The sequence below is a fragment of the Caballeronia ptereochthonis genome, assembly GCF_001545075.1.
In the GTDB taxonomy this organism is placed as follows: Bacteria; Pseudomonadota; Gammaproteobacteria; order Burkholderiales; family Burkholderiaceae; genus Caballeronia; species Caballeronia ptereochthonis.
This window is the reverse complement of the sequence record NZ_FCOB02000016.1, coordinates 66,604-87,221: the sequence shown is the minus strand read 5'-3', so window position 1 is coordinate 87,221 and position 20,618 is coordinate 66,604. Positions and strand designations below refer to the sequence as shown.

General features: G+C 63.9%; 20 protein-coding genes and 1 riboswitch. Of the genes, 11 read left to right on the top strand and 9 right to left on the bottom strand.

Annotated features, from left to right (window positions below):
* Positions 1–50: 50 nt before the first annotated feature.
* Positions 51–992 carry a LysR family transcriptional regulator gene (locus AWB83_RS18070; RefSeq protein ID WP_087046988.1) on the bottom strand — a complete coding sequence of 314 codons (942 nt, stop codon included), beginning with the start codon at positions 990–992 and terminating at the stop codon, positions 51–53.
* A gap of 130 nt (positions 993–1,122) precedes the next feature.
* On the opposite strand from AWB83_RS18070, the gene AWB83_RS18065 reads away from it, so the two are divergent.
* The 11 genes from AWB83_RS18065 to AWB83_RS18015 all read left to right on the top strand — a co-directional run bounded on the left by AWB83_RS18065 (position 1,123) and on the right by AWB83_RS18015 (position 12,471).
* On the top strand, positions 1,123–1,578 hold the full coding sequence (locus tag AWB83_RS18065; RefSeq protein WP_087046987.1) for a CidA/LrgA family protein: 456 nt from the start codon (positions 1,123–1,125) through the stop codon (positions 1,576–1,578).
* Positions 1,579–1,588: 10 nt separating this feature from the next.
* The gene (locus AWB83_RS18060; protein ID WP_087046986.1) at positions 1,589–2,311 is read left to right on the top strand and encodes an LrgB family protein; all 723 of its coding nucleotides are present in this window, start codon (positions 1,589–1,591) and stop codon (positions 2,309–2,311) included.
* A 98-nt stretch (positions 2,312–2,409) separates the two neighbouring features.
* A riboswitch (S-adenosyl-L-homocysteine riboswitch) is annotated at positions 2,410–2,536 on the top strand.
* Between the two features lie 32 nt (positions 2,537–2,568).
* Positions 2,569–3,990, top strand: a complete 1,422-nt coding sequence (gene ahcY, locus AWB83_RS18055) for an adenosylhomocysteinase (RefSeq protein ID WP_087046985.1) — start codon at positions 2,569–2,571, stop codon at positions 3,988–3,990.
* Between the two features lie 82 nt (positions 3,991–4,072).
* Positions 4,073–4,426: a phage holin family protein gene (locus tag AWB83_RS18050; RefSeq protein ID WP_087046984.1), complete on the top strand. Its 354-nt coding sequence runs from the start codon at positions 4,073–4,075 to the stop codon at positions 4,424–4,426.
* A gap of 43 nt (positions 4,427–4,469) precedes the next feature.
* Positions 4,470–5,309 carry a methylenetetrahydrofolate reductase [NAD(P)H] gene (metF, locus tag AWB83_RS18045; protein ID WP_087046983.1) on the top strand — a complete coding sequence of 280 codons (840 nt, stop codon included), beginning with the start codon at positions 4,470–4,472 and terminating at the stop codon, positions 5,307–5,309.
* 324 nt (positions 5,310–5,633) lie between these two features.
* On the top strand, positions 5,634–7,274 hold the full coding sequence (locus tag AWB83_RS18040) for an ABC transporter substrate-binding protein (RefSeq protein WP_087046982.1): 1,641 nt from the start codon (positions 5,634–5,636) through the stop codon (positions 7,272–7,274).
* 126 nt (positions 7,275–7,400) lie between these two features.
* On the top strand, positions 7,401–8,411 hold the full coding sequence (locus tag AWB83_RS18035) for an ABC transporter permease subunit (RefSeq protein ID WP_087046981.1): 1,011 nt from the start codon (positions 7,401–7,403) through the stop codon (positions 8,409–8,411).
* Between the two features lie 9 nt (positions 8,412–8,420).
* A complete protein-coding gene (locus AWB83_RS18030; RefSeq protein WP_087046980.1) occupies positions 8,421–9,341 on the top strand; it encodes an ABC transporter permease subunit in 921 nt (306 codons plus the stop codon).
* Between the two features lies 1 nt (position 9,342).
* Positions 9,343–10,335 carry an ABC transporter ATP-binding protein gene (locus AWB83_RS18025; protein ID WP_087046979.1) on the top strand — a complete coding sequence of 331 codons (993 nt, stop codon included), beginning with the start codon at positions 9,343–9,345 and terminating at the stop codon, positions 10,333–10,335.
* Positions 10,332–11,336: a peptide ABC transporter ATP-binding protein gene (locus tag AWB83_RS18020; RefSeq protein ID WP_087046978.1), complete on the top strand. Its 1,005-nt coding sequence runs from the start codon at positions 10,332–10,334 to the stop codon at positions 11,334–11,336. Before AWB83_RS18025 ends, AWB83_RS18020 begins: the two co-directional genes overlap by 4 nt.
* A gap of 43 nt (positions 11,337–11,379) precedes the next feature.
* Entirely contained in the window at positions 11,380–12,471 is a 1,092-nt protein-coding gene (locus AWB83_RS18015; protein WP_087046977.1) for a TraB/GumN family protein, read from the top strand.
* 15 nt (positions 12,472–12,486) lie between these two features.
* Here AWB83_RS18015 and AWB83_RS18010 read toward each other — a convergent pair whose 3' ends face one another.
* The 8 genes from AWB83_RS18010 to wecB form a co-directional block, all read right to left on the bottom strand.
* A complete protein-coding gene (locus tag AWB83_RS18010; RefSeq protein WP_087046976.1) occupies positions 12,487–12,894 on the bottom strand; it encodes a serine O-acetyltransferase in 408 nt (135 codons plus the stop codon).
* Between the two features lie 10 nt (positions 12,895–12,904).
* On the bottom strand, positions 12,905–13,366 hold the full coding sequence (locus tag AWB83_RS37285) for a hypothetical protein (protein WP_279629091.1): 462 nt from the start codon (positions 13,364–13,366) through the stop codon (positions 12,905–12,907).
* A gap of 749 nt (positions 13,367–14,115) precedes the next feature.
* Entirely contained in the window at positions 14,116–14,829 is a 714-nt protein-coding gene (locus AWB83_RS18000; protein WP_208636766.1) for a WecB/TagA/CpsF family glycosyltransferase, read from the bottom strand.
* A gap of 82 nt (positions 14,830–14,911) precedes the next feature.
* The gene (locus AWB83_RS17995) at positions 14,912–15,709 is read right to left on the bottom strand and encodes a heparin lyase I family protein (protein WP_244197785.1); all 798 of its coding nucleotides are present in this window, start codon (positions 15,707–15,709) and stop codon (positions 14,912–14,914) included.
* Positions 15,706–16,827 carry a glycosyltransferase family 4 protein gene (locus AWB83_RS17990; RefSeq protein ID WP_244197784.1) on the bottom strand — a complete coding sequence of 374 codons (1,122 nt, stop codon included), beginning with the start codon at positions 16,825–16,827 and terminating at the stop codon, positions 15,706–15,708. Before AWB83_RS17990 ends, AWB83_RS17995 begins: the two co-directional genes overlap by 4 nt.
* Positions 16,824–18,179, bottom strand: coding sequence for a flippase (locus AWB83_RS17985; protein ID WP_087046972.1), 1,356 nt, complete (start codon positions 18,177–18,179; stop codon positions 16,824–16,826). The genes AWB83_RS17990 and AWB83_RS17985 overlap by 4 nt, the downstream gene beginning before the upstream one ends.
* The gene (gene wecC, locus AWB83_RS17980) at positions 18,176–19,420 is read right to left on the bottom strand and encodes a UDP-N-acetyl-D-mannosamine dehydrogenase (RefSeq protein ID WP_087046971.1); all 1,245 of its coding nucleotides are present in this window, start codon (positions 19,418–19,420) and stop codon (positions 18,176–18,178) included. The genes AWB83_RS17985 and wecC overlap by 4 nt, the downstream gene beginning before the upstream one ends.
* Positions 19,421–19,448: 28 nt before the next feature.
* Positions 19,449–20,594 (bottom strand): non-hydrolyzing UDP-N-acetylglucosamine 2-epimerase, encoded by a 1,146-nt coding sequence (wecB, locus tag AWB83_RS17975; protein ID WP_087046970.1) that lies wholly within the window; start codon positions 20,592–20,594, stop codon positions 19,449–19,451.
* Positions 20,595–20,618: the final 24 nt, after the last annotated feature.

The window sequence follows — 20,618 nt, the reverse complement described above, 5'->3', positions numbered from 1 at the left end:
CCCTCAAACCACGAAGCGCGCCGGCCCGCTCATCGCGGGCCGGCGCGTTTTCATTTCGGCTCGCCGCGCCGCACGCGCGGAAAGCCGTCCGCCATGAAGTCCTGATCGAGATTGGCGGGCAGCATTTCGCGCGCGACTTCGATCCACGCGCGCGCCGCATGCGACAGATAGCCGTTGCGCCGCCAGCCGAGCGCCATGTCCCAGTGAATCTCCGGCGCGACCACCGGACGGCAGGTGAACGCGTCGGCATCGAGGCGCCGGCAATAAGGCGCAGGCAGGAGCGCGATGCCGATGCCCGCCTGCACCAGCGCCGCCATGAAATCCCAATGCCCGCTGCGGCCGACGATCGTCGGCGCGAACCCCGCCTCGCGGCACGCGTTGAGCACGACGTCGTTCAGCGCGAGACTCTCGCCGTAGAACACGAACGGCTCGGCGGCGAGATCCGTGAGCGCGACCTCGCGCGACTCGTCCCAGCGCGAGCCTTTCTGCGCGACGAGCCAGAGAATCTGCCGGCTGACGGGCAGGACGTCGAACACCTCGCTATCGACGGGCTGCAGCACGCCGCCCAGTTCCAGCTCGCCGTCGATGAGCGCGGCCTCGATCGCCTTCGAGCCGCGTTCGAACAGCTTGAGCTCGACCTTCGGATAACGGCGCCGGAACGCGGCGATGGCCGGTGTGAAGAGCGCACCGCCCATCGGCGGAATGCCGATCGTGAGGGTGCCCCGCCCGAACGTGCCGAGATCGTTCAGTTCGGCTTCCAGCCGCGCATGCGCCGCCAGCACGTCCACGCCGCGCTGGTAGACGATCTGCCCGACGTCGGTGAGCACCATCTGACGGCCTTCGCGCAACAGCAGAGGCGAGCCGACCTCGTCCTCCAGCGCCTTCACCATCTTGCTGATGGTCGGCTGGGTCACGAACATGTGCTCGGCGGCGGCGGTGAAGCTCTTCTGCTTCACGACCTCGACGAAGTACCGCAAGGCGCGCAGTTCCATTCTCGACTCCGGAATTCCAGTTTGGAATGATTTGAATAAGGTTAAGTCATTTTTATTATGCAAAGTGCGCCCATATACTCGGACTACAGGTTAACCCTAGTTCTTGACTTCAACCGTAGAAGAGTCCGCCATGTCCGCCGCCCTCACGACCAAAATGCAAACCGCGAACGCCCGCGCGGCGCTCGGCCGCTTCCTGCGCGTCGCGCTCCAGTCCGCCGCGCTCGCCGGCATCTGGGTCGCGGCGGATTTCGTCGCGCGCAAGCTGGCGCTGCCTGTTCCGGGCGGCGTGATCGGGCTCGTGGTTCTGCTCGCGCTGCTGTTCTGCGGCGGCGTCGCGCCCCGCTGGGTGAAGGCGGGCGCGGACTGGCTGCTTTCGGACATGCTGCTGTTCTTCATTCCGGCGGCGGTCGCGGCGGTTCAGTACGGCGGTCTTTTCATGGAAGACGGCTGGCGGCTCGCGCTCGTGGTCGTCGCGGGAACGTTGATGGTCATGGTGGCGGTCGCGTTCGCAGTCGACCAGGCGGCGCGTCTCGAGCGTCGTCTCGCGTTGCGCCGCGCGCTCGTGGCGCGGCACGCCCGGGCCTGAGTAAGCCGACATGAACCGCTTCTACGCATCCCTCTTCGCGGACGACTCGGCGCGCCTCATCGCGGCGGGCTGCTTCGTGCTGACCGTCGCGCTGTATTTCGCGGCGAAGCACTTGTACGCCCGCTTCAGGCGCCCGTGGCTTACGCCGCTGCTCGCCGTGCCGGTGGTGCTCGCCGTCATCGTGGTGATGGCGCGCATTCCGTACCCGGTGTACTTCGCCGACACGCGCTGGCTCATGTGGCTGCTCGGCCCGGCGACCGTCGCGTTCGCGGTGCCGATCTACGAATATCGCGCGCTCATCAGGCGCCACTGGATTTCGCTCACCGTCGGCGTCACGGTCGGCATTCTGGTGGCGGTGGGCGGCTCGCTCGCGCTCGCGAAGCTGCTGCATCTTTCGCCGGAATTGCAGCGCAGCCTCGCGACGCGCTCCGTCTCCACGCCGTTCGCGCTCGCCGTCTCCGACAAGATCCACGCGCCGAAGGACCTCACCGCGCTTTTCGTGATCGCGACGGGTGTCTGCGGCATGCTGTTCGGCGAGATCGTGCTCGCGCTCGTGCCGCTGCGCACGCGGCTCGCGCGCGGCGCGCTGTTCGGCGCGGCGGCGCACGGCGTAGGCACGGCGAAGGCGCGCGAACTGGGGAACGAAGAGGGCGTCGTCGCCAGTCTCACGATGATGATCGCGGGCGTGGCGATGGTGTTGCTCGCGCCGCTGCTGTCCGTCATTCCTTTCTGACGCCTCTGTCAAACGGCTCATCAGGCCCCGCCAAAAAATAGAATCGGCGCACGCCCGATCCCGGTTCCTCCGACGAGACTTTGCTACAATCGGCGTTCGCTTCCGAGGAGCGTTGCGACGGCCGAGCATGACATCGGCTGCCAGGCTCGGAGCATTCAATCCGGACGGTTCGAAGGCACGTCAAATGCCCCTTGAGCCACCGCATTCGAACGGCGCTCACGTCAACATTTCTAGTCATTTTTAGAAAGGAGGGCGTGATGAACGCCGCAGTTCTCGATTCCAAGAATTCCAAGGATTTCGTCGTCGCCGACATGTCGCTGGCCGCATGGGGCCGCAAGGAACTCGACATCGCCGAGACGGAGATGCCCGGTCTCATCCAGACGCGCGAAGAGTACAAGGCGCAGCAGCCGCTGAAAGGCGCGCGCATCGCGGGCTCGCTGCACATGACCATCCAGACCGGCGTGCTGATCGAAACGCTGACCGCGCTGGGCGCCGACGTGCGCTGGGCATCGTGCAACATCTTCTCGACGCAGGATCACGCCGCCGCCGCCATCGCCGCGGGCGGCACGCCGGTGTTCGCGTTCAAGGGCGAATCGCTCGACGAATACTGGGAGTTCTCGCACCGCATCTTCGAATGGCCGAACGGCGAGTTCGCCAACATGATTCTCGATGACGGCGGCGACGCCACGCTGCTGCTCATTCTCGGTTCGAAAGCCGAAAAAGACCGCTCGGTCATCGCCAAGCCGACGAACGAGGAAGAAGTCGCGCTGTACAAGTCGATCGCGCGCCACCTCGACGCCGATCCGACGTGGTATTCCACGCGCCTCGCGCACATTCAGGGCGTGACGGAAGAAACCACCACGGGCGTGCATCGCCTGTATCAGATGGAGAAGGAAGGCCGCCTGCCGTTCCCGGCCATCAACGTGAACGATTCGGTCACGAAGTCGAAGTTCGACAACCTGTACGGCTGCCGCGAGTCGCTCGTCGACGGCATCAAGCGCGCGACCGACGTGATGATCGCGGGCAAGATCGCGGTCGTCGCAGGCTACGGCGACGTGGGCAAGGGCTGCGCGCAATCGCTGCGCGGGCTCGGCGCGACGGTGTGGGTCACGGAAATCGATCCGATCTGCGCGCTGCAGGCGGCGATGGAAGGCTATCGTGTCGTGACGATGGAATACGCCGCCGACAAGGCCGACATCTTCGTGACGGCGACCGGCAACTACCACGTCATCAACCACGACCACATGAAGGCGATGCGCAACAACGCGATCGTCTGCAACATCGGCCACTTCGACTCGGAAATCGATATCGCGTCGACGCGTCAGTACACGTGGGACAACATCAAGCCGCAGGTCGATCACATCGTCTTCCCGGACGGCAAGAAGATCATCATCCTGGCTGAAGGCCGTCTCGTGAACCTCGGCTGCGCGACGGGCCATCCGTCGTTCGTGATGTCGAACTCGTTCACCAACCAGACGCTCGCGCAGATCGAACTGTTCACGCAAGGCAAGAAGTACGAGAACAAGGTGTACGTGCTGCCGAAGCATCTGGACGAGAAGGTCGCGCGCCTGCACCTGGGCCGCATCGGCGCGGATCTGACCGTGCTGTCGGACGAGCAGGCCGGCTATATCGGCGTCGACAAGAACGGCCCGTTCAAGCCGAACCACTACCGCTATTAATCGCAAGCGGCGGCGTACGTCCGCACGGGTGCGCGCATCCGTGCGGCGCTTGCGACCTGACGCATCAACCGGAGAACTTTAGATGACCGTGCTGCTGACATGGCTGATCAACGCGCTCGCGCTCCTGATCATCACCTATCTCGTGCCGTCGATTCACATCCGCAGTTTCGGCACGGCGCTCATCATCGCAGTGGTGCTCGGGCTCATCAACGCGGTGATCCGGCCGATCCTCATCCTCCTCACGCTGCCGGTGACGATCCTCACGCTCGGGCTGTTCATCCTCGTGGTGAACGCGCTGTGCTTCTGGCTGTGCTCGTCGCTGCTGAAGGGCTTCGAAGTGTCGGGATTCTGGTCGGCGTTCTTCGGCTCGATTCTCTACAGCATCGTGTCGTGGCTGCTGTCGGCGCTCATCTTCGGGAACCGCAACTTCGGCTGAGTCGGGTCGATCAGGCCTCGCCGCCGCTCGATCAACCATCATCATGAAACCGATCGAACTCTCATTCGAGTTTTTCCCGCCGAAGACGCAGGAAGGCGTGGACAAACTGCGCGCGACGCGCGCGCAACTGGCGACACTCTCGCCGAAGTTCGTCTCCGTGACCTTCGGCGCCGGCGGCTCCACGCAGCAAGGCACGCTCGACACGGTGCTCGAAATGGCCGCGGAAGGCTTCGAGGCCGCACCGCATCTGTCGTGCATCGGCTCGTCGAGGGAGAACCTGCGCGCGATTCTTTCGCAGTACCGCGAGCACGGCATTCGCCATATCGTCGCGCTGCGCGGCGATCTGCCTTCGGGCATGGGCGCAGTCGGCGAGCTGCGCTATGCGTCCGAGCTCGTGGCGTTCATCCGCCAGGAGCACGGCGACTGGTTCAACATCGAAGTGGCCGCGTATCCGGAGTTCCATCCACAATCGAAGTCGCCGCGCGCCGATCTCGAAAACTTCGTGCGCAAGGTGAAAGCGGGCGCGAATTCCGCGATCACGCAGTACTTCTTCAACGCGGACGCGTACTTCGAGTTCGTCGAGGAAGCGCGCAAGCTCGGCGTCGACGTGCCGATCGTGCCGGGCATCATGCCGATCACGAACTTCTCGCAACTGATGCGCTTCTCCGACATGTGCGGCGCCGAAGTGCCGAAGTGGATCGCGCGCCGACTGGAAAGCTTCGGCGACGACCGCGAGTCGATTCGCGCCTTCGGCGTCGATGTGGTGACGGGCCTGTGCCGCCGCCTCATCGACGAAGGCGCGCCCGGCCTGCATTTCTACACGCTCAACGGCGCGTGGGCCACAAAGACGATCTGCGAGCGCCTCGGCTTCAAGAGCGTCTGAAAACGCATCACTGCTTCGCCCGCGCGGCGTCCGCCGCGCGGTTCTTTTCTCTTCCCTTGTGATTTTCGCCTTTTTGCGCCGGCTCGCGCCCACGCGCGCAATATTTCGTCCTCCAGTCCATTACCTTCGCGCATGGCCGATAACCTACTCTTATCGAAGTGCCATCGACGACAAACTCTAGTGGGGAAAACCAAGTACGCGCGTCACTTTTGTTCGTGCTAGGGTAGCGCCCGACTTCGCGCATGCACGCCGCAAAACGGGGGCGGCGCGATCAAGTACACTCGCGCCACGCCGGCCAGAAGCCGGCATCGACTTGGAGGAAACATGAAGAAAAACAGCCTGTTGCGAGCCGTCCGCAGATCGGCGCTCGCGGGCGCCGTGGCCACGGCAGCGCTTTTCGCTGCGACCGCGGGGAATGCGGCGAACGCCGCCATCCCGAACAAGACGCTGATTTACTGCTCCGAAGGCAGTCCGGCCGGCTTCGATCCGGCCCAGTACACGACCGGCACCGATTTCACCGCGAACACCTTCACGGTCTATAACCGCCTCGTCGAATTCGAGCGCGGCGGCACGAAGGTCGAGCCGGGCCTCGCGGAAAAGTGGGACGTATCGCCGGATGGTCTGACCTACACGTTCCATCTGCGTCACGGCGTGAAGTTCCAGACGACGTCGTTCTTCAAGCCGACGCGCGAATTCAACGCGGACGACGTGCTCTTCACGTTCAACCGCATGCTCGACCCGAATCAGCCGTTCCGCAAGGCGTACAACGTGCAGTTCCCGTACTTCACGGACCTCGGCATGGACAAGCTGATCTCGAAGATCGAGAAGGTCGATCCGTACACCGTGAAGTTCACGCTGAAGGAAGTGAGCGCGCCGTTCATCCAGAACATGGCGATGGAATACGCGTCGATCCTCTCCGCCGAGTACGCGGACAAGCTGCTGAAGGACGGCAAGGCCGCGGACATCAACCAGTATCCGGTCGGCACGGGCCCGTTCATCTTCCGCAGCTACACGAAGGACGCGACCATCCGCTTCGACGGCAATCCCGATTACTGGAAGCCGAACGCGGTGCAGATCTCCAAGCTGATCTTCTCGATCACGCCGGATGCCGCCGTGCGCGTGCAGAAGCTGAAGAGCAACGAATGCCAGGTGATGAGCTATCCGCGTCCGGGCGATATCGCGGCGCTGAAGTCGGCGTCGAACGTCGATACGCCGTCGCAGGCGGGCTTCAACGAAGGCTATGTCGCGTACAACGTGACGAAGAAGGGCCTCGACAACACCGACGTGCGCCGCGCGCTCGACATGGCGATCAACAAGAAGGCGATCATCGATTCCGTGTATCAGGGCGCGGGCCAGCCGGCCACCGCACCGATGCCGCCGACGCAATGGTCCTACGACAAGAACCTGAAGAGTCAGGCGTACGACACCGCCAAGGCGAAGGCGCTGCTCGCGAAGGCGGGCTACCCGAACGGCTTGGAGATCACGCTCTGGGCGATGCCGGTGCAACGCGCCTACAACCCGAACGCGCGCCTGATGGCGGAAATGATCCAGGCCGACTGGGCGAAGATCGGCGTGAAGGCGAACATCGTGTCGTACGAGTGGGGCGAGTATCTGAAGCGCGCGCACGCGGGCGAGCATGATGCGCTCCTGATCGGCTGGACCGGCGACAACGGCGATCCCGACAACTGGCTCGGCACGCTGCTCGGCTGCGACGCCGTCAAGGGCAGCAACTTCTCGAAGTGGTGCTACAAGCCGTTCGACGATCTCGTCGTGAAGGGCCGCTCGACCACCGACGTCGCCGCGCGCACGAAGGCCTACACCGACGCACAGCAGATCTTCGCGCAGCAATTGCCGTTCTCGCCGATCGCGCACTCGACGGTCTATCAGCCCGTCAGCAAGAAGGTGACCAACATGAAGATCGAGCCGCTCGGCTACGCACGCTTCGACGGCGTCGGCATGCAGTAAGTTTTTTGCTGCGGAACGCTTTTTGCACTAAACCATAACTATTCGAAATGCTCCGGCGGCGCGGTCCACGAGATCTCGCCGCCGGATGCACATTCTGTCCTCCCAAGAACGAACCAAAGGGCGATCATGTTCCGATTCGTTTTGCGACGCATAGGAATGGTGATACCGACGTTCATCGGCATTACGATTCTTGCGTTTGCGCTCATCCACCTGATCCCGGGCGACCCCATCGAAGTGATGATGGGCGAGCGCGGCGTGGATCCGGCCATGCACGCCGAAGCCATGAAGCGCCTGGGCCTCGACCAGCCGCTTCCGCTGCAATATCTCCACTACGTCGGCAATGCGCTGAAAGGCGATCTCGGCACGTCGATCATCACGAATACCAGCGTGATGGGCGAATTCCTAGCGCGCTTTCCGGCCACCGTCGAGCTCTCGATTTGCGCGATGATCTTCGCGCTCGTCGTCGGCTTGCCCGCGGGCGTCGCGGCGGCGCTCCGGCGCGGCACCGTCGTCGATCACGGCGTGATGGGCACCGCGCTCACCGGCTATTCCATGCCGATTTTCTGGTGGGGCTTGATCCTCATCATGTTCTTCTCCGCAAAGCTCGGCTGGACGCCGGTGTCGGGCCGCATCGCGGTGGAGTACGACATTCCGCACGTCACGGGCTTCATGCTGATCGATTCGCTGTTCTCGACGGATGAAGGCGCGTTCACGTCCGCGGTGAGCCATCTGATCCTGCCGACCATCGTGCTCGGCACGATTCCGCTCGCGGTGATCGCGCGCATGACGCGCTCGTCAATGCTCGAAGTGCTGCGCGAGGACTACATCCGTACAGCGCGCGCGAAGGGGCTGTCGCCGTTGCGTGTCGTGGTCGTGCATGCGCTGCGCAATGCGCTCATTCCCGTGGTCACCGTGATCGGTTTGCAGGTCGGCACGCTGCTCGCGGGCGCGGTGCTCACGGAGACGCTGTTCTCGTGGCCGGGCGTCGGCAAGTGGCTCATCGACGCCATTTCGCGGCGCGACTATCCGGTCGTGCAAGGCGGCATTCTGATGATCGCGACGCTCGTGATCGTCGTGAACCTGGTCGTCGATCTGCTCTACGGCGTGTTGAATCCGCGCATTCGCCATACGAGGTGAGGTAACTTGATGGCTGACATTCAAAACAATCTCCCGCCGCAGGCGATCACGCCGCCGCCGTCCGGCCGCATGGTCGCGGCGCGCGAGTTCTGGGCGAACTTCTCGCGCAATCGCGGCGCCGTCGCCGCGGGCGTGATCGTCGTTCTGCTGATTCTCGTCGCGCTGACGGCTCCGTTGATCGCGCCGCACAGCCCGATCGAGCAATACCGCGATTACGTGAAGATTCCGCCCGCGTGGCTCGAAGGCGGCAACCGCATGTTCCTGCTCGGCACCGACGAGGCGGGCCGCGACATCCTTTCGCGCCTGATGTACGGCGCGCGGCTGTCGTTCTGGATCGGCTTCGTGTCGGTGATGCTCGCGCTGATTCCGGGCATCGTGCTCGGCCTGATGGCCGCGTTCTTCCACTGGCTCGATACGCCGATCATGCGCGTGATGGACGTGCTGCTCGCGTTGCCGTCGCTGCTGCTCGCGGTGGCCGTCGTCGCGATCATCGGGCCGGGCCTCGTCAACACGATGCTCGCGATCGCGATCGTCGCGCTGCCGGGCTATGTGCGCCTGACGCGCGCATCGGCGCTCGGCGAATTGCAGAAGGAATACGTGACGGCATCGCGCGTGGCGGGCGCGGGCGTGGTGCGCCTGATGTTCTCGCAAGTGCTGCCGAACTGCGCTGCGCCGCTCATCGTGCAGGCGACGCTCGGCTTCTCCTCTGCGATTCTCGATGCCGCCGCGCTCGGCTTCCTCGGTCTCGGCGTGCAGCCGCCGGCGGCCGAGTGGGGTGCGATGCTGGCGTCCGCGCGCGATTACATCGAAAGCGCCTGGTGGATCGTGACGATGCCGGGTCTGTCTATCCTGGTCTCGGTGCTCGTCATCAACCTGCTCGGGGACGGGCTGCGTGACGCGCTCGATCCGAAACTGAAACGGATGGGATGACATGAACGATCTTCTGACTATCCGCAATTTGCAGGTCACGTTCGGCGGGACGCAGGCGGTCGACCGCATCGATCTCTCGGTGAAGCCGGGCGAGGTCGTCGGGGTCGTCGGCGAATCCGGCTCGGGCAAGAGCGTCACGATGATGGCGCTCATGGGCCTCATCGATGCGCCCGGCAAGGTCACGGCAGACCAGGTGAGTTTCGACGGCAAGGATTTGCTGAACGCTTCGGCGCGCGAGCGCCGCAAGATCATCGGCAAGGACATCGCAATGGTGTTTCAGGACGCGCTGACGAGCCTGAACCCGAGCTACACCGTCGGCTATCAGATCAAGGAGGTGCTGAAGCTGCACGAGGGCCTGCGCGGCGACGCGCTCGACAGGCGCGCGCTGGAGCTGCTCGATCAGGTGGGCATTCCGGATGCGAAGAGCCGCATCAACGCGTTTCCGCACCAGATGTCGGGCGGCATGAACCAGCGCGTGATGATCGCGATGGCCGTCGCATGCAATCCGAAGCTCCTGATCGCCGACGAGCCGACCACCGCGCTCGACGTGACGATCCAGGCGCAGATCATGGAGCTGCTCGTGCGCCTGCAGAAGGAGCGCGGCATGGCGCTCGTGCTGATTTCGCACGATCTCGCCGTGGTGTCGGAAGTGGCGCAGCGCGTCGCGGTGATGTATGCGGGCGAGATCATCGAGACGAACCGCGTGCCGACGATCTTCAGCGAGCCGCATCATCCCTACACGGAGGCGCTGCTCGCCGCGATTCCCGAGCACAGCCGCGGCGCCGCGCGTCTCGCCGCGCTGCCGGGCATGGTGCCGGGCAAGGACGATCGTCCGAGCGGATGTCTTTTCGCGCCGCGCTGCAAGTATGCCGTCGAGGATTGCTGGAAGGGGCGGCCGAATCTGTTCCAGCTCGACAGCAACGATCCGGCGGTGCGCGCGCGCTGTATCAAGCCGCTGAATATCGATGTCGTGGTGGAAGGAGGCGCGCGATGAACGCGGTACCGAAGGCAATCAATCAGGACATCGTGCTCGCCGCCGACAACCTCGCGCGTCACTACACCGTGAAGCGCAGCATGTTCGAGCAGGGCACGGTGAAGGCGCTGAACGGTGTCTCGTTCGAATTGAAGCGCGGGCGCACGCTCGCGGTGGTCGGCGAATCGGGCTGCGGCAAGTCCACGCTCGCGCGCCAGTTGACGATGATCGAAACGCCCACGTCGGGGCGTCTCCTGATCGACGGAGAAGACGTCGCGGGTGCGAGCAAGGAGAAGATCGCCCATTTGCGCCAGCGCGTGCAGATGGTGTTCCAGAATCCGTTCGCGTCGCTGAATCCGCGCAAGACGGTCGAGCAGACGCTCGGCGAGCCGCTCGCGATCAACACGAAGCTCAGCGCCAACGAGCGCGCCGAGCGCATCGCGCACATGATGCGCACGGTCGGCCTGCGGCCGGAGCATGCGTCGCGCTATCCGCACATGTTCTCGGGCGGCCAGCGCCAGCGTGTGGCGATCGCGCGGGCGATGATTCTCGATCCGCAGATCGTCGTCGCCGATGAGCCTGTGTCCGCGCTCGACGTGTCGATTCAGGCGCAGATCCTGAATCTGTTCATGGACCTTCAGGAGCGGTTCGGCACGAGCTACGTGTTCATCTCGCACAACCTGTCGGTGGTGGAGCATATCGCCGATGACGTGATGGTGATGTACTTCGGCGGCATCGCCGAGCTGGGCGACAAGCAGACGATCTTCGCGAAGCCGCGTCATCCGTACACGCGCGCGCTGATGTCCGCGACGCCCGCCTTGTTCGAGGAAGACCGGCGCATCAAGATCAAGCTGCAGGGCGAAATGCCGTCGCCGCTCGATCCGCCTTCGGGTTGCACGTTCCATCAGCGTTGCCCGTATGCGATCGAACGTTGCCGCGTGGAAGAGCCGAAGCTGCGCGTCGTGGACGGGCGTCAGGTCTCGTGCCATCGCGCCGAGGAAGTCGGGGACGACGAGGCCTGATTCGCGGGGCCGGGTGCACGACGCGACACACGAATGTTTTAAGATGTCGGTCGTGCCGGATTCATACGACAAGCCGCGTTTCTGCCGCGCGGCGTTCGCCAAAGCGACAGCCTTCGTGCTGTCGTTCGTGCTGTTTACGGCGGGCGTGGCCGTATCGACGACGAGTTTCGCCGTGGTCGGATTGCGCACGCCTCAAGCCGCGGGGGATGCGGGAACGGCCGCCACGGCTTCCAAGCCGGCTCCCGCGCCTCGCACGGACCGCTTGAACGGCACGACCGCGAGCGGCCCGGTGCGCGCGCAGCCGCCGCGCATGCCGTTCTACGTTGCGACGAAGGGCACGACGACCCTCTACGTGCTGGGCACGCTGCATGTGGGTTTCGCGAGCGACTATCCGCCCGGGCAACCGTTTCGCCAACCGATTCTCGCCGCGCTCGATGCATCGCCGACATTGGCGCTCGAAATCTCACCCGACGAGCTGCTGCTTTCCCAGGACGACGTGAACCGCTACGGCATGTGCCGCAGCGAGTGCCTGATCGACTATCTGCCGGACGCCATGTGGAAGAAGGTCGAGGCGCGCATGCGCGGCAATCCGGAGGCGCTGAAGGAGTTGCGCCATACGCGGCCGTGGCTGGCGTCGATGCTGATCGAAACGTACGACACGTTGAAGGCCGGGTTTCAGAGCGAGTACGGCACCGAGGCGCAGTTGCAGAATGTGTATCTGCGGGCGCGGGGGAAGATCGTCGGGCTGGAGAGCCTGAACGAGCAGATCTCGACGTTCACGCGGCTGACGTCCGCGCAACAGCGCGAGATGCTCGGGCAGGACCTGGCACAGACGCCCGCGGAGAATATCGCGGACGTGAAGGAGTTGCATCGGCTATGGCGCATCGGCGATGCGGATGCGCTCAAGGCCTGGGACGACGCGAAGAGCAGCAAGCTCGCGCGGTCGAAGGCGCTGGCGGCGCAGGTCGACAATCGCGTGGTGTATGACAGGAACCGGCGGTTCGTGCAGCGGATGGTGCAGCTGGCCTCGCCGGACAAGCCGGTGTTTGTGGCGATCGGGGCGTTGCATCTCGGCGGACCCAGGGGCGTGCTCGAACTGCTCAGGAAGAGGGGATTTGTCGTGGAGGCGGCGTGAGTCACTCCGCGTTCCTCAATCTTCGATCATCCGCGCCGGTGCGCCGACCACCGTGGCTCCCGGCGGCACATCGGTCAGCACAACGGCATTCGCGCCGATCCTCGCGCCCTTGCCGATCGCGATCGGCCCGAGCACACAGGCACCCGCGCCGATGAGCACGTCGTCCCCGATGACCGGCGCGCCCGGTCGCCCGCGTCCGCCGATCACCACGTTCGGCGCGATGACGATATTGCTGCCGAGCACCGCGTGACGATGCACCACGATGCCGAGTCCCTGATAGCCAAACGTGACGTTGCGGCCTACCTTGACGGACGGCGGCAGCGCGACCGAGAACAGGATGCGGTTCAGCACCTTCAATATCCACGGCAAGAACGGAACGCGCAGGCGGTGCAGCAAACTGGACAGACGGAAGATGTAGATCATGTCGTAACGTTCAGGTAAGTGATTCGTGTGTCCGACTGAAAGCCTTGAGCCGGTCGAACACCTTGATCGTCAGCACGAAGATGCCGACGAAAACGAAGCTGACGTCCCAGTAGCCGGCGTGAATCGCCATCAAAGTCATCGCGAAGAAGAAACAGAAGCAGAATCGCGCCAACGCTCCGCCCGATGTTGCGGCGGCGTGGCACATGCGGATCGCGATCGCGAGCAGGAAGAAGCCTGCGAATACTCCAGCTTGGCCGAAATCGACGAAGAGCGCTCCTTGCAGCGTCGGCGTTATGCTCATCGGGCGCCCCGCGATCCAGCGGGCGCCGGTCAGATCACCGATGATGTTGCGTGCGCCCCAATGCTTGCCGGGCAAGAACGTTTCGAAGTTGCTGAGAAAGAGGCCTCCATACATCGGCTCGTGAAGTACCGAGCCAAGCGCTGCGATCGTGCTCTGGCTGAAATCGAACATCGAGAGCGCGGGTATCACCGGCAGGAGATAAGGATGATCGGCAATGAAGGCGACGTCGACGTTGGCGAAGAATCGGGCTGCGTCGTAGTTTTGCGTCACGCGAAAGAGTGCGAGCGACGCCGCAAAGACCACGAGCGCCACGCCGACCGCCAGCCCGCACCAAACAGCGCGGCGGCGTGACAGCCGGAATATCGCCAGATAGCAGGTGTACGTTAAAACGAACGCCAGAACCGGCGAGCGATAGCCGAGTATCAGCACGCCCGTCACGTACACGAGCGGCGGAAGAAGAGAAGGACGTCGGCCGTGCTCCGCATCGGAGATCAACCGCACCAGCACCCAGAAGCCGTAAAAGGGCGCGAGATTCGATATCAGCGCGGAATTGCCGAAACGATCTTCACCCTGTAGCAGCGGAATGCCGTGATTGGCGATCACCGCGAAGCCGATGCATCCGCAGAACGTCAACAGAAACAGCATCGATAGCTGTTTCGAGGTGCGGCCGCGTGCCGGCGCCGCTCGCCGGCGCACGCGGAGCATTCTCCTGCCGAGCCACGCGCCACCCGCGAGGCCTGCCAGCCCGATCAGGAACAGGTCCCAGCAGAGCGACTTGTCATATGCGTTCGCGATCATCCAGGGCGCCCGCAACAAGCCCAGCAGGTTATAGACAAGATACGCTGCAGTGAAGATCGTTACCGGACCAAGTCGTTTCGGCTTTTTCGGCTGCAAGGTAGCAGCAACGACACGAAGCGCGTTCACGATGCTTGCTTCGTCTGACTGAAACGGCGCAGGACCCAGGCCTTTGCCAGCATCAGGGAGAACTTCGAATTGGTGACGAGGTATCGCCGCCACATTCTCCGGGGTTCCTGAACGACGCGGTAAAGCCATTCAAGGCCGGCGCGCTGCATCCACGGCGGCGCGCGCTTCACCTTGCCCGCGACCACGTCGAACGTTCCGCCGACGCCCATCACGAAATCGGCGCCCAGCTCGTCGCGCCAGCGGTTGATGAAGTTCTCCTTCTTCGGCGAAGTGATCGCGACGAACAGCAGCCTCGCGCCCGACGCACGAATCCGCTCGACGACCGCGCGCTCATCGTCCCAAAAGTAGCCGTGGTGAAAGCCTGCGATCCGCAGCCCGGGATTCGCTTCCGTGGATCGCCGTGCCACCTCCTCGACGATCTCCGGCTTCGCGCCGAGAAGGAAGATCGGCAAGCCGCGCTGCGCGGCAAGCGCCAGCAGGCGCGCGAAAAGATCGACGCCGGCGACGCGCTCGGGAACTCCGAATCCCAGCAGCCGCGCGCCCCATACGACACCCATTCCATCGATGTTGACGATGTCGCAAGCACGCACCGACTCCGCCAGTTTCCGGTCGGATTGCGCGTTTACCAGCTTCGCGACATTCACGACGACGTGCTGCGTGAACTGGCGCTTCTCGATACGTCGTCCAATCCACTCGACCGTCTCGTCCATCGTCGAAACATCCGCGGGACAGCCAAACAACTCAATGCGATTCACTTCGATTCCTCAACTCTCACTTCGAACCTGGAGGGGATCACTCGCGTGATACCGTCACCGGCCCATACAGCAGCGACACCTGCGCAACGTCCGTGGCTTCCTTTTGCCAGTCGGGCTTGTACAGGCCGATTTTCAGATAGGCGTTCTGAACGCCGGGATAAGCGTTGGGAACGTCTTGCGCGAGAAAGACCTGTTTTCCATCACGGCGCAACTCGGTAACCGCGTTCTTGCCGCTTTCCTGCGGACCGTAGATGAGTTCCCAATGAACCCATTTGCCGACGTCGGCATCCGCGCAACACAACCACTTGCCCGCCGAGACCGTGTCGTGCCGCCCGCCACCGCGCTGGGAGATCGCGTATCGCTTGCCCTGCAGGGCAAGCGCCAAGGTGGGCCCGCCGAGCCAAGTCCCTTGATTGATCTGCGTGATGATCACGAACTGGCGCGCGTCGAACTGCGTCCCGGGTGGCAACATGGTCGACCAGCGGACACGATATGTCTGACTTTGCGCAAACCGCACCGGTGAGGGAAACAGCAACTCGGCACGCGGTACGCCGTTTGCAACGTGCGAGAAGTCCTCCGAGAGCCGGATCGTCGTCTGCAACGCCTTCGTGTACTCACCCGCAGGATCGGCAACGATGGCGATATCGCCGGAATTCGCTTGAACGCCGAAATGCGGGTCGAGGCCGTCCTGCCAGTTCGTCTGATAGAGAACTTGCTGGTTCTGCGCGCAAAGAGCGCCGCTCCCCAAGATTGCAGTCGTAACGGTGCAGCGTCTCCACGCGACCAGAACCGGCCGCGAACGGAGCAAAGCAACGAGATGGCGGAATGGATTCAAGGCTTGCTCCTCATCGTTCGCCGATATACGTCGACATAGCGTTCGACGATCGAATTGCACGAGAAACGCTCAAACGCCTGCTGCCGGCCACGTCGCCCCATCTCTGCGGCCAGCGCATCGTCATCGAGAAGCGTGCGCAAGGCCTGCGCAAGCTCGGACGGATTCGACGGTGATACGAGGAAGCCGCTGCGTCCCTGTTCGACCAGATCGGGGAAGCCGCCTACGCTCGTCCCGACAACAGGCAGTCCCGCGAACATCGCCTCCAGCGTGGCGATGCCGAATGCTTCGTAGTGACTGGGCATGCAGAAGATTCGGGCGGTTCGATAACACTCCAGCTTGTCATCGCCTTCGAGCCAGCCGGGAAACACCACCCGATCACGAATCGATAGCCGATGCGCTTCGTCTTCCCAGCGTTTCAGATCGCCGCTCCCCGCGACGATGAGCCTCACGGCCACGCCCCGAGCGACGAGCAACGCGACGGCTTCGAGCAGATCACCAATACCTTTCGTTTCGGCAAGACGTCCGGCGAAGAGGATGTGCGGCGGCTCTTCGACGCGCGCCGGGTCGCACGGTCCGGCCTCGGCCAACGCGCGCTCGGCCAGACTGGCGCTGTTGCCGACGACGAAAAGACGCGCACGGTCGCCACCGAGTTCGACCAGCTCCTCCGCAATTGCGTGCGAAACGCCGATCATCGCGTTCGACGCGCGCAGGAACGCACGCGCGACATCGGTGACGAATCGCTTCGATTCGCAGACGAACGTGGAGAAGTTGCCCGCGTGCAGATGAAACACGATGCGCTTGCGCAGCAGGAGGGCGATCGCGCAAAGCAAGAGCTTGCGGTAGAAGGAGCCCTTGACCGACACGTGCAGATGCACGATGTCGACGCCTCCGATCAGGTGCCGTAGGAAGTTTGGTACATCGGTCACCAAGAAACGAAGCATCCCGCTACTGCGCCTGAAGCCGTGCGTCTCGCAGAAACGCACACTGACGCCACGCGCGAGGAACACGTCGGAGAACGCTTTCAGTTCCTCGAGCACCGAGGCGATTCCGCCACGCTGCCCCCAACCCGGACCGACGTGCAGAACACGTATGGGCCGCATATTGCTGACGTCCTTCATGCTTCGGCTCCTTCGTGGACGGCGACGTGACGTCGGCCGACCGAACAAAGCGACAGATAACGTCGCAGCCGCCGACTTCTGACGATGAGGGCCACGTAGATCGCGAGTATCAGCGCCTCGCAGACGAGAAACGACATCGCGGCGCCCATCGCTTCATAGCGCCGGACCAGCAGCAGCGCGAGCGCTACGTTCATGCAGCCCGTCGCGAAGATCGTCGCCGATCGCAGCTTGCTGGCGCCTGAGGGCACGAGGATCTGCAACCCGACGAAGTAGGCGAGATTGCCGAACACGGTCGACAGCGCCAACACGCGCAGCACGCCGGACGCACCGGCGAACTGCTTGCCGAGCACGATCGACGTGATCGATTCGGCGAAGGCGATCGAAATCGCCGCCCCCAGCAGAGAGATCAGCATCGTCAAGCCCGCGCCATACGCCGTGAGACGCGCGGCCTCGCGCTTCCGACGCTCGAACATGCGTCCGATACGCGGATAAAGCACGGCGCCGAGTTGCGCCGGCACGAGCGTGCAGACTGTGCGGATCTTGTCAGCCCCGGCATAGATGCCCGCGGCATAGGAGCCCGAATACGAGGTAAGGATGATCGAGTTCGCAGCGCCGAACAGCGTGACGGATGCGGTTGCGACAAACATGTCCGCTCCTTCGGTCAGGCGGGTCATGATCGCGCGCCAGCTGAGCACGGGCCGCCGCAGCAAGCCCTCGCGCATCGCGATAAACACTGAGAACACCGCGGCGATGACCGGGCCGGCCGCCTGGATGGCAGCGGCGATCGTGACGTCCTGCGGTTTTTTCACGAGCCAGAACGTGAGCGGCAGCGTCACGGCGCGGTTGACGAAAATCATCCAGCCGATGAGCTTGAATCGCTCGAGGCCCTGGAACAGCCAGTACAGCGTGCAGACACTCGAGATGACGCCAAGCCACGACAGACACAACACCGGACGCGCGGCGGCAGCGCCGATGCCGGACCCCAGCAGCACGACGAGCATGAACGTTGCCGCGATACACAACAGCGTCTTCGCACCCAACACCGACCAAAGCAGTGCGTTGAGGAGAGAAGGATCGTCGCGGCAGGCGACGACGGCTCGCGGCCCCGACAGATTGATGCCCCACTCGGTGAGCAGCGTGCCGTACGCCGTGATCGCCATCGCGTAAGCGAGCATGCCGAAATGCATCGGTCCGAGCACGCGCGTCAGGTACGGAAACGTTGCGAACGCCGCCGCGTAATTGCCGACGAACGACAGCACCATCACAGTCACGTTGCGGCCGATGCGCGCGTTCCCGCCTGCTCCCGCCGCGGTGCCACGCGCCTCAGCCTGTTTCCGCCGGAATTGCATCATGCCCGCGCCAGCATCCCACGCGTATCGATCACGACCTTCGTCTGCAAGCGAATCGGATCGACGCTCTTGAACGGCGCGTGATCGACCAGAATCACGATCACGTCTGCGCGCAGCAAGGCTTCGTTCAGCGCGCAGAGTTCGACCGCATCTCTCAGATGCGCCGGCAGTTCGCGAATGTTCGGCTCGATGGCAAGCACGCAACCCGGATGCCGCCTGGCCAGATCGGCCGCGATCTCCACCGCCGGACTCTCGCGCAGATCATCGATATCCGCCTTGAACGCCAGCCCCAGACAAGCAATCACCGGCTCCTTGAAGCGCATCGCCGCGCGCTCCACGCGCTCGACCACCCAATGCGGCTTGGAGTCGTTGACGATGCGCGCCGTGCGGATGAGCCGCGCCTCGTCCGGCGCGGAGTCGACGATGAACCACGGGTCCACCGCGATGCAATGACCGCCGACCCCCGGCCCCGGTTGCAGGATGTTCACGCGCGGATGACGGTTGGCAAGCCGGATCAACTCCCACACGTTGATGTCGAGCCGGTCGCAGATCAGCGAAAGCTCGTTCGCGAACGCGATGCCCACGTCGCGCGACGCGTTTTCGGTCAGCTTGCACATCTCGGCGGTGCGCGCGTTGGTGAGAATGCATTCGCCGCGCACGAAGATCTGATACAACTCGCGCGCCGCTTCGCCGCAGCGGCGCGTCATTCCGCCGATCACGCGATCGTTCTCCACCAGCTCGCGAATCACATGGCCGGGCAACACCCGCTCGGGACAATGCGCGACGCGAATGTCCGAGGCCTCGCCCGCCTCTTGCGGAAAAGTGAGATCCGGACGCAACTCCGCCATCCACGCAGCCATCTGCTCGGTCGCGCCGACAGGCGACGTCGACTCCAGCACGACGAGATCGCCCTTTTTCAACACAGGCGCAACGGCACGGCTCGCGGCTTCGATGTAGGAAAGATCCGGCTTGTAGCCATCGGAGAAGGGCGTCGGCACCGCGATCAGGAACGCATCGGCCGGCTGCGGCGCGGTCGTCGCGGTGAGATGGCCTTGCGTCACCGCCGCCTGCACCAGCATGTCGAGCTCCGGCTCGACGATATGAATCTCGCCGCGATTGATCGTATCGACGGCATGCTGATTCACGTCGACGCCGATCACTTTCTTGCGCCGCGCGGCGAATGCGGCCGCTGTCGGCAAGCCGATATAGCCGAGGCCGATGACGGAGATGGTTTCGAATTCCATAGACTGTGCTTCTATTTTGCGAAGGTGTTCAGGCGGCCAGAGCGAGAGGAAGCTCGAACCGCTGCAAGGCCGCGGCGATGCGGTCGCATGCGCGACCGTCGCCGTAGGGATTCGCGCCGCGGCTCATCGCCGCGTACGCATCGGCGTCGCGCAGCAGGTGCATGACGCTGTCGACGATGGCGCGCGCGTCGGTGCCGACGAGCTTCACCACGCCGGCGTCCACCGCTTCCTGACGCTCCGTGGTGTCGCGCATCACGAGCACCGGCTTGTGCAGCGACGGCGCTTCTTCCTGGATGCCGCCCGAGTCGGTCAGGATCACGTCCGCGCGATCCATCAACCGGACGAACGGGAGATAGTCGAGCGGCTCGACGAGATGCACGTTGGCGATGCCGGTCAGCAGACGGTTCACGGGCTCGCGCACGTTCGGATTCAGATGGACCGGATAGACGATGTCGACGTCGGGCGACGCATGCGCGATCTGCGCGAGCGCCGTGCAGATGCGCTCGAAGCCACCGCCGAAACTCTCGCGGCGATGGCCCGTCACCAAAACGAGGCGTCGGCCGGGCGCGAACGACGGCAGCGCGCGATCGGCGAGCGCGCAGAGCTCGACATCGTTCGCGAGGCGCTCGCGAACCTGCAGCAAGGCATCGATGACGGTATTGCCGGTCACGACGATGGTCTCGTCGCGCACGCCTTCCGCAAGCAGGTTGTCGCGCGCGCGCAGGGTCGGCGCGAAGTGCAGCGACGCGAGCGCCCCGGTCAGCTTGCGATTCGCTTCCTCCGGCCACGGCGAAGCGAGATTGCCGGTGCGCAGGCCCGCTTCGACATGCGCGACGGCAATGCGCTGGTAGAACGCGGCCAGTGTCGTCGCCATCGTGGTGGTCGTGTCGCCGTGCACGAGAACCATGTCCGGACGGTACGTCGCGAGCACGCCGCGCATGCCGGCGAGAATCGCGGCGGTGACGTCATAGAGGTCTTGCCCGCGCCTCATGATGTTCAGATCGAAGTCGGGGCAAATATCGAAAAGCGCGAGCACCTGATCGAGCATCTCGCGATGCTGGCCCGTCACGCACACGCGGCATTCGAAGCCGGCGTCGAGCGCCAGGCGCTTGACGAGCGGCGCCATCTTGATCGCTTCGGGACGGGTGCCGAACGTAAAAAGCAGTTTCTTCACAGAGGTCGAGGCTGGTGGGAAATT